Raw genomic sequence first — 10,055 nt, 5'->3', positions numbered from 1 at the left:
TTTCAAATCTTTAACAGCCAAAAAATCCCGAAGGGATTAAACTTTTCAATAGCCCCGTATGAAGTGAGGCAGAATGCCGAACGGAATGCGGGGTTAGGTTAGGGAGAGAGCCCCCCACCTCGGCCGGAGGATTTGTCGGATACCAGCCTCATCATGCCGAGGAGGTCGACAAAAGTTGAATAGGACCAAATCCCCAAAAAACATCGAATGTTGAATTTCGAAGTGCTTTACTAGGAAACTTTAGTCATAAAAAATGACCCCAAAGTGCCTGTCCCGATATCCCACCCAAAACAGATGGAAGGGATATCGGGAGGTCTAACCATGAATACCTGTGCGCCTGTGGCGTAGCCCCGTATGAGCGAGGAGGAACGACGAGCGAAATGCGGGGTTTAGTGATAGCGACAGACCCCCACCTCGGCCCGAGGATCCGCCGGAAAGTAGCTTCGCAATGCCGAGGAGGAAGACAAAATTTAATTAGGACCAATTCCCAAACGTCGGCCAAAAAATATCGAATGATGAATGGGAAATGATGAATTTCGAAGGGTTTTTACTAGGCAACTTTAAACATGAAAAATGACCCTGAAAGGGTCAAACCATGAATACCTGTGCGCCTGTGGCGTAGCCCCGTATGAAGCAGCGAAGAATGAGCTGCGAAATGCGGGGTTAAGGTATTAGAAAGGAATCCCACCTCGGCCCGAGGGTCCCGGGGATACCTGCCTCGTGGTGCCGAGGAGGATGACAAGAATGAATAAGAAAAACCTCCCAGAAAAATTTAACCCGTCAGAGCAGGCATTAACGCTTTCGATTTGTCACTTTTTGCGGCCAAAAAGTGACGAAAAACCCTTCTGCCTCAGCCTTTACTTCAAATCGCTTTAATTTTTTCCATAGATAATGACCCGTTTGCGATTTGATTTTTTGTCGCATTCTCAAACCTAAAAATGGCTGGATTTCCGATCACAGATCGGAACTAAGCCATTTTCTTAACGGTTTTCAAATGCTCCAAAAAACCGTAAATGCTGCAAGGCAGGTCCTTAAACTAAGGTTGGTGGGAGTAGCTAAAAAAATATCGAATGACGAATGAAAAATGATGAATTTCGAAGTGCAACATAAAAGGCTGAAGGCCTGCCCGACGCAGGCGGGCCTTTAACCATGAATACCTGTGCGCCTGTGGCGTAGCCCCGTATGAAGTGAGGTAGGACTGAGCGTTTATAATTTATCCCTTTGGATAAATTAAGCGAAGGGCCAGAATGCAGGGTGGGTAAACGCAATGCGGGGTTAAGGTTTTAGGAAGGAATTCAACCTCGGCCCGAGGACCTCCCGGATACCTGCCCCACGGTGCCGAGGAGGATGACAGAAATTAATAGGACCAATTCCCGAACTTCGACCAGAAAAACATCGAATGATGAATGAATAATTTTGAAAGTTCGACCCATTTAGGGTCGGGAAAAATAAAATGATGGGTTCTCTATTTTCCATGGGTTCCACCCATGGCTACGCCACGGCCCACAGGTATTGAAAGGTTCGACCCCTTTTCGGGGTCAACGGTATTTGGATTTAATAAATTTGACAAAGAAAACTGCCACTCCCTACTTATTATCTTATTCTCCCACTCTCCCATTATCTGTTACCTATTCCCTGTTTCCTGTCCTCTTTTCCCTATTCCCTGTTCCCTATATTCTTAATCTCTATTCTCCCATTCTCCCATTCTCTCATTCTCCTATTCCCTATTCCCTGTTCCCTGTTCCCTCAATCCCTATTCTCCCACTCTCTCATTATCCCACTCTCTCATTCTCCCATTCTCCTACTCTCTCATTCTCCTATTCCCTTTCACCCCCAAAACCCCCATCATCTTCCTGAAATTCTTCTCCACGGTATACTCCCTTTCCACCAATGCTCTACCGGCATTCCCCATTTGGGTGCGGAGCGCGGCATCTTTGATCAGGATTTCCAGGTAAAAAATCCACTCGGATTGGCTGTCGGCCAAAAACCCGTTTTCTCCATGCCTCACCACATCTTTATTCATTCCCACCGGCGAGGCCACCACCGGAAGTCCACAGGCCATATACTGGATCAACTTGTAGGCACACTTTCCCCGTTCCCATTTATCATCCGGCAAAGGCATAATCCCAATATCCATCTCCGCGATCATCTCCCCTTCCTTTTCTTCGGACCAAGGAATCAGGCGAACCGGCACGCCCATATCCGGTACCGCTGTATCCGCTGCATTAATAATCAAAAACTCAATCGGATAGGATTTTCCCAGGTTTCGAATGCTTTCCGATATAGACGCAACATATTTCAAGGTAGTGGGCGAACCTATCCAACCTATTCGCACTCGAGAACCTGAATGTATTTTTTTCAAGGGATATCCCTTGAGATCCACCACCGTAGGCAACATACTGACATTCTTGGCACCGGATGTCATGGCATAGGCAGCCAGGTATTTATTTCCCGCCAAGACCTGTTTGCTGTTTCGCATGACCCAGGCGATCTTATCCCCCATCCAATACCTGATGATGGGATTCCGATGTTTATCGTAATTATGAAACACCGCATCATCGTAATCCACCACATAGCCCTTACCCAATCGGGCCAATATCCACTCCGCATAGGAAGGAGTAAAGGGGAAGAGTTCTTTTTCGATCCAGATCAGGTCGTATTTCCAGAAAGCAGCTAAAATCCTCAACCTCCGAACATAACAACTCATCATATTCCAAATACTTCTCTTTTCTTCGGAATAGAATTTTTTGAGATAGGCTTCATTAAAAAATGGAGATACTTTATACGCTACACCAGCTTGATTCCATCGCGGAAGAAACTGATAGGTTCTCATTCTGGAGGACGCTCCCAGATTAGGGTATTTGGGTAAAAATAAAATTCTCAAGGGTGAATGAGGGATTAGGAAATTTAGGGATTGAGAGGTTGGGGGATTAAGGGATTAAGGGATTGAGAGATTGGGGTAAAAGGGAACGGGGAACGGGGAAAAGGGATTAGGGGAATTGTCCTGTCCTAGAACAACATAAAAACGAAAGGAAGATTAATAATTTAGGCGTTACTCTTTTAATTTAACTTTTGAGGAAAGGTATCGGATGTAGCCATTTAAAATCTTGATGGACGCTATCACATCAGCTCTTAAACTTTCATACAGTTCATCTGAAATATATTCACAATCTCTGGCCTCCATTAAGTGGTCAAGAACCTCGGCTTGGGAACCACGAGAATTATAATAAAATTTTCGGCTTTCAAGAAAATGGAATCTTCCCCACCCCTCAGCAATATTTGCAGTACTTGACCTGGATGCCCGGATCAATTGGGAAGTTAATTCATAGCGCTCCTCTTTTGGAAATAGACCTATGACTTCTTTTCGAATCCTTCGCTTAAGACTATAGGCTGACTGCCAACATTTTAAATCCTCGAATGTTTCTCCCATCATAACTTAAGAATTAAAAATCTAACCCATAAAAATAATGATTTGAATTAAACTTTCCATAGTTTGAAAAAACCTTATGAAGGAATACTGATATTAAAGATATTTCCACACTCCTGTTCCCTATTCCCTGTTCCCTATTCCCCGTTCCCTCACTCTCCCACTCTCTCCACCTTCATTCGCTTCTCTTCCCTAATCCTCTCCCGCTCCTGATAATACCGCATCTTCTCCCTCGCCTTCTGAATTCGCAGCTGTTTATTATGGGCAATGAGGTAAAAACAAAAGAGCAAAAAGTAAATCATGGTCATATTTTTCATCCGCATGACCACACCAAGATTACTGAGCGCATTCATAAAGGCCAAAGTCACTGGGATCCAAGTGATAATTCCTGCTTTCAAAAATAGGGGCATATCCCGTATGGCCTCAGGGGTCCAGTTACGGTAGATAAAAAAACTCAGCCAGAGATAAACAAGATTTTCCACAGAGGAAAATAGCGCCACAAAATTATGTGCATCAAAAAATAAAGGACGGAACAGATAGGTAAATAAGCGCATCGGTAAGGAATAGGAAGAAATATCCACTGCGGAGCCTACATTACCACGACTTAAATTTCCTGCTGTCGTTGCTGAAAGTTGAGATAAGGTTTCTAGATTTAATTCCTCCACCTTCAAAAATGCAGCAGTGGAATCCAATAATAAAAAGGTTCCTACACCAGCCGCCAAACTCATCAAAACCTTAAATTGAATTTTAATTTCTGATCCTAAAATTATGGCCATAGCCACTCCGCCAATCACTGCTTGCCCCATATGAGGTCGAGCCATATAAACAAAAAACAAGGCAATTAAGCCTTGCCACCAACGATCTTTGTATTTCTGAACGGCAAATAAAAACCAGGCAATCCCCCAAAAGCAAATGGCATCCTTTCCTACCCCTGCTGTCCAGAAATGAAGGTTAAGAAAATAAAATACGGTAGGAAATAAAGGGATTCCAAAAATTTCATGATTGGTGGGAAATCGCTCGGCAGTCAAAATAAAAATATAGCGGATACCGATAAAACCCAGAGCTCCAAACATTATATTTCCCGTGATGTAACTTAATCCTAGAATTTTACTAGGCACATAGCACAACCATAAAATAAACCAAGTGGAATCTCCAAAATAAGACATCCAGGTAATCTCTCCCCCTACTAGGGCTTGTTCCATCCCCAAACGCCAATAGCCTTGAGAATCTCCTCCAAAATTGAGAATGTACCAAGTGAAGAATACACTGAAAAAGATATGATAGGCCAATAAATAATGTAAATGCAGCTCATATTCCTTGGGCAGACCAAACCGCTTCGCCATACTCGCGTTGGAGTTCACGAGGGCGAGGATGATGGCTAATATGACGATGAGGTCTAGCATTTAATTCTTAGTAGAAGGAAAATAATCGATTCAATTTAATCGCGTAAAGGGTAAAGTTTGATGAGACAATTGTTAGAAAGTTGTCGAGTTGTCCGAAGGATAGTCATAAAAAAACAGAATGGAATTTTTAATGCCTATTTATAAAATAAGGATTTGATAGTTGTTAAAGTTGTCATCAAACTTTTCCTAAACCCGGAAAACAATGATAACCATGACAACTAAGACAACCAATTAAATTTAATAAAAAAATTAGGCTTCCCATTTCCTTAAACATCTCCCGATAAATTTCGATATCCCTTCCCTTCCAGCAATTCCAGATAAAGACGCTCTACTTCTTCGCAATACCGCACGGCAGTGTAGTTATCCATTGCCCGCTGATACCCATTTTGTCCCATGGTTTTTCTAAGGTCGGGGTTTTGGATTAGAATTTTGATTTTTTCGGCAATTTGATCCGGGGAGTAAACATCTACCAAGAAGCCCGTTTCTCCGTTCACCACGATATCCTGTAAGCCTCCTACTTTTGTCGCAAGCACAGGAAGCTGATGAAGCATGGCTTCAGCTGCTACCAAACCAAATCCTTCATGCGCGGATGCAATGCAGAACATATCCATGATTTGATAGTAAGGGGCTGTGTCGGACTGAAAGCCAGGCATAATAAGATGCCTTTCTAAATTTAGCTTTTTGGCATGATTGAGAATCAAATCCTGATCCTGCCCTTGACCTAATAAGAGGAATTTTAGGTTAGGATTATCCAATGTACTTATCGCATCCAAAATATCGGTAAAGCGTTTGACCTCATTGTAGAATCTACCTGAGGACCCAATCACCAATTCCCCGGGTTGAATTCCCAATACATTTTTGAGCTGAGCAATTTCCTCCGAATTTACCTCCCTTGGTTGATTCACCCCATTGTTAATCAATACGACTTTTGATGCCGGAAGCTTGATGGTATCCTTCAGATAAGTTACCACAGTTGGAGCAATGCCTATAACTTTATCAGCAGCCTTGGCAAAAAGTCGTTGTAAATAAATCGCTTTTTTCGAACGATGAATTGGATGGGAAGTTTCTTCCAAGATGACCACCGGAACTTTTCCCAAAGTCCCTCCTACAGCAGCCATAGCCATTCCTTCAAAGATTGCACCATGGATAATCTGAGGTTTGAATTCCCTTATTACCTCTAGAACCTTTTTGTGCTTTCTCCATTCCAGAGGATTTTTAAACCCGCCAATGGGAATCAATTCCACTCCTGCTGCCTCCAAAGCCTCGGCAATTGCCCCACCCTTCCAGGTACAGATGATTTTATGTTCGAAGCGATCTTTGGGAAGTCCCCGGATCAAGGTCAAGCGAACTTGTTCCACTCCCCCTGAGGCGATGGTTTCGATACAGTGTAGGATGCGGATCAAATTTTAGAGAATTGAGATTAAGAGATTAGAGATTGAGAGAATGGATGCTTCGACAAGCTCAGCACAAGGATTAAGGGATTGGAGAATGGTAGATATTCATTAACTCTTTAATGTAATTGTCCACTGAAAATCGCTGGGCTTCTTTTTTAGCCCGCTCTCCCATGGCTTGGCGCTCTTCGGGGGACAGATCGATAATTTGCTGCATGACGGATTGAATACTGTTCGTATCAAGCGGATCAATCAACAAACCGGATTGAGAATTTCCTAAAATCTCAGTTGCTCCTCCTACCTGAGTGACAATGCTGGGCAAGCCTGCTGCCATGGCCTCAGCCAAAGAAACCGAAGAGCCTTCTTGCAAGGAAGGAAGAATAAAGGCATCTGAATCCGCTAAAAATGGCCAAACATTTTCTTGAAAACCCAAAATTTCAACCCGATTCTCTAATCTCTTTTCTCTTATTCTCTTTTCAAGATTTTCTCGCTCCGGCCCATCTCCCACAATTTTTAAAAAAAGTTCTAAGCCAGAGTTCTCCATCACCAATTCCTCAAAAGCCTGAATCAAGCGTTCCAAATTCTTAATCGGTACCAATCGACAAGTGGTTACAAAAACGAAATCACTGCCCGTGAAACCTTGAACCCCTAACCTTAAACCCTGAACTGATTTAATAGGGTTATAGATTACTTTTACTTTCTCAGGTAAAACCTCCCCCAACCTCACAATCTCCTCCTTCACCGCCTCCGAAATTGCAATCACCTGATGAGCTTTTCCATAAACCCAAGAAAAAACCCATTTCCAATACGAATGATGGTTGGGAATACCGATTTCCTCAGCGATAATTCTTGGAACATGCTCAAAGGAAGCGGCCAATACCCCATGAAAATTAGCTTCCGCGCCTTGGCTATGCACCACATCAGGCTGGAATTCCCGAATCTCCTTTCGGACTAATCGGATTAGTTTGAAATTTGGAATACGGGGGTTTTTACCGAGAATCTTGATCGACACTCCCTGATGAATCAAAAGGTCTGAAACCCTTCCCCCGTTTTTTAAAACCAGAACCTTGAGTTTTACTGCTTGCTGAAGGGCAGGTAAAGAATTTAACCCCACCTGCTCTACACCCCCAAAATCCAGTTCTGATACAATCCGAAGCACTTTCATTTTAAGTGTAGATATATCGGAAGCAGAATTTCATATAATTCCGGAATAACCGAACCAAAACTTTACTTCTAAAAATTTTACCCAATAATGGAAATGGCAACGAATAGACGGAATGGATCAAGCTATACTTTATAGGGATATTCTTCAGGGCGATTTGAATTTTTGACTTATTTTCAGATAAATAATACATAAGCAATAGATTAAAATAAACCCATTTGCTTTGAAAAACTTGGAATGTATCCAAAGTACAATCTGATTGATCCTTGGAATTTGTATAGTAATTTTGTTCTAAAAGCTTTAGGATGGGTGTCTGTTCAATAGCATAGTGTTTTTTTGTTGCAGCAAAATCATCTTCTTGTCCGTAATACACTAGCGTATTTTTAATATACATCCCATCACCAAAAAATAGGGAAGCTCGAAACCAGACATCAATATCCTCTCCCAATTTTAAATTGGAATCAAATCCATCTTTTTGTTCAAAAAATGATTTCTTTAAGCAAGTAGCAGAGGTAAAGAAGCGAGTATTGTAAATGGCCTGCTTGAAGTACTGATCCAAGCAAAAATAGGCCAATTGAGGTTCTATACTTAAGGCCCCCGAACTGTAATGGCAACCTATGATTCCTTTATTTGGATTTTTATGAATCGTTTGAGCGACTAACTTTAAATAATCCGGATGCCAATAATCATCCGCATCTAAAAAAGCAATCCAAGGAAATTTTGCCTGAGTTATTCCTTTATTTCTTGCCGAGGAAACCCCTTGATTGGTTTGATTGAGAAGATTGACTTGATCTCCATAATTTTCCCTGACTAGGTTTTCTCCCCCATCGGTAGAACCATCATTGACCACAATGATTTCAAACTCCTTGAAGCGTTGATTCAGCACAGAATCTATGGCTCGTTGGATATAGGGAGCTTTGTTATAGAGGGGGATGATTATGGAAAACATTGAGTAATTTATCACACTGACTTCCTCAAAGGAGGTAGGGGCTCAGTTGATTTCTGAATTATCGATACGGTTTTTATAAGAAAAGCAAGTATTAGGTGAAATCAAAGCTTATTTAAGTGCCTCAGTAATCCTTTTGAGTACTAAATTAAGGGTGTCAAGTACTTCTTCATTTTTGAATCTTAGAATTTTTAGACCAAGTTCTTGAAGTTCGGATGTCCTACCTAAGTCATATTCTTTCTGCTCTTCCAATTCATGAATACTGCCGTCTAGCTCAATTACCAACTTTGCGGAGTGACAATAAAAATCTACAATGTATTTATCGATAGGATGCTGCCCTCTGAACTTGGAACCATTCAAGGATTTCCCCTTTAACTTTTCCCATAAAATCTTTTCTGACATAGTCATGGACTTTCTTAATTCCCTCGCCCGAGAATGAATTAAAGGAGAAGCTCCATAGAAAAGATTTTCTTTGTAATTAGACATTTTTACCCCTCACTCTCAAATTACCCCCTCCTAGCCTCCCCCTCCAGGGGGAGGAATAAATCCTGCGAAAACCAAACATTATCTTTTTGCCTCATAAATCCGAGTCGCTTAGAACCAACAGTTCATTAGTATACCTGCGGTTCGACTTCCCCCTTCAGAGCCTGTCCCGTATCGATTTATCGGAATACGGCACAGGCTCTGGAGGGGGAGGAATAAATCCCTCTTAAAACCAACCGTTAGGTTTTCTTGCCTCGAAATGTCGGGGTTACCCCAAACACCTCTTTACCCTCAGTGCATTTTTAAAACCTAAAATCTTGGATAGCTGCTGGAATTTAGGTCCGCCGGTATAGGTTTTCTCTCTTACACCCAAACTATCCATTAGACTCTCTGCCTTTTTGATCAAATCAGGATACTGGGGATAGACATCATAAACAAACTTCTGATAGACTTTTTTCAAGGCGATTCTTACCCGCTCAGAATCCTCAATTTTTAGCACTTCTTTTTCGTAGCAACGGTAAGATTCCAAAAGGGATTTCATAGCCCTTTCAGACTTCTGCTGACTGACATTGCTTTCTCCCGGGCTTCGATAATAGACTTTTCCCTGAGCTTCGTAAAGCACTTGCTCAGCATTTACAAGCACTCGGGTGAAAAATTCACCATCCTGATTGATCGTCAAGGACTCATCCCAAGGACCCGCTTTATCGATTAACGATCGGTGGGTTAAGTAGGCAGCAGGCTGCATCATTTCCTGCTCATTCCAAAATCTTAACAATAAATTTAAGCCAGAATCAAAGTCCCGAAATACGCCATATGGAACGTTCGTATTACCTTGAATATCATTCTTAAAATTAACCCATTCACAGGTGGCAATAGTTTTAATACTTATTCCAGAAAGTAGTTGAATTTGTTTTTCAATTTTATCCGGGGAGATCAAATCATCGGCATCCAAAAATTGAATATACTCTCCTTTAGCGGCTTGAATCCCAATATTGGTTGCGGTAGACACCCCTTGATTTTCTTGGTCGATCAATAAAACTCTATCAGGAAATTTTTCAACATAGGCCTTAAGAATTTCAAATGAGCCATCCGTAGAGCCATCATTGACCAAAATGATTTCTATATTTGAATAGGTCTGTCCCAAGGCAGATTCTAAAGTTTCTTTGATATAAGAAGCTTTATTGAAAACTGGAATAATAATAGAAACTCTCACAATGTGATCACGAAACTTTAACAGGAGTTT

At 41.7% G+C, this 10,055-nt stretch carries 8 protein-coding genes; all 8 read right to left on the bottom strand.

Going from position 1 to position 10,055, the window contains the following annotated elements:
• Nucleotides 1-1,801: 1,801 nt before the first annotated feature.
• The 8 genes from BM043_RS09425 to BM043_RS09390 all read right to left on the bottom strand — a co-directional run bounded on the left by BM043_RS09425 (nt 1,802) and on the right by BM043_RS09390 (nt 10,025).
• Entirely contained in the window at nt 1,802-2,884 is a 1,083-nt protein-coding gene (locus BM043_RS09425) for a glycosyltransferase family 4 protein (RefSeq protein WP_245753004.1), read from the bottom strand.
• 168 nt (nt 2,885-3,052) lie between these two features.
• On the bottom strand, nt 3,053-3,433 hold the full coding sequence (locus BM043_RS09420) for a four helix bundle protein (RefSeq protein ID WP_205635611.1): 381 nt from the start codon (nt 3,431-3,433) through the stop codon (nt 3,053-3,055).
• A 146-nt stretch (nt 3,434-3,579) separates the two neighbouring features.
• A complete protein-coding gene (locus BM043_RS09415) occupies nt 3,580-4,830 on the bottom strand; it encodes a hypothetical protein (protein ID WP_245753003.1) in 1,251 nt (416 codons plus the stop codon).
• Between the two features lie 266 nt (nt 4,831-5,096).
• A complete protein-coding gene (locus BM043_RS09410) occupies nt 5,097-6,233 on the bottom strand; it encodes a glycosyltransferase (RefSeq protein ID WP_092791040.1) in 1,137 nt (378 codons plus the stop codon).
• A gap of 70 nt (nt 6,234-6,303) precedes the next feature.
• On the bottom strand, nt 6,304-7,386 hold the full coding sequence (locus BM043_RS09405; protein WP_092791038.1) for a glycosyltransferase: 1,083 nt from the start codon (nt 7,384-7,386) through the stop codon (nt 6,304-6,306).
• 1 nt (nt 7,387) lies between these two features.
• Nucleotides 7,388-8,332: a glycosyltransferase family A protein gene (locus BM043_RS09400; RefSeq protein ID WP_092791036.1), complete on the bottom strand. Its 945-nt coding sequence runs from the start codon at nt 8,330-8,332 to the stop codon at nt 7,388-7,390.
• Between the two features lie 108 nt (nt 8,333-8,440).
• Nucleotides 8,441-8,815 carry an endonuclease domain-containing protein gene (locus tag BM043_RS09395; RefSeq protein ID WP_092791035.1) on the bottom strand — a complete coding sequence of 125 codons (375 nt, stop codon included), beginning with the start codon at nt 8,813-8,815 and terminating at the stop codon, nt 8,441-8,443.
• Nucleotides 8,816-9,080: 265 nt separating this feature from the next.
• On the bottom strand, nt 9,081-10,025 hold the full coding sequence (locus BM043_RS09390) for a glycosyltransferase family 2 protein (RefSeq protein WP_245753002.1): 945 nt from the start codon (nt 10,023-10,025) through the stop codon (nt 9,081-9,083).
• Nucleotides 10,026-10,055 lie beyond the last annotated feature (30 nt).

Origin of the sequence: Algoriphagus hitonicola (assembly GCF_900113375.1) — a bacterium.
Lineage (GTDB): Bacteria > Bacteroidota > Bacteroidia > Cytophagales > Cyclobacteriaceae > Algoriphagus > Algoriphagus hitonicola.
This window is presented reverse-complemented; position numbering and strand designations above follow the sequence as displayed.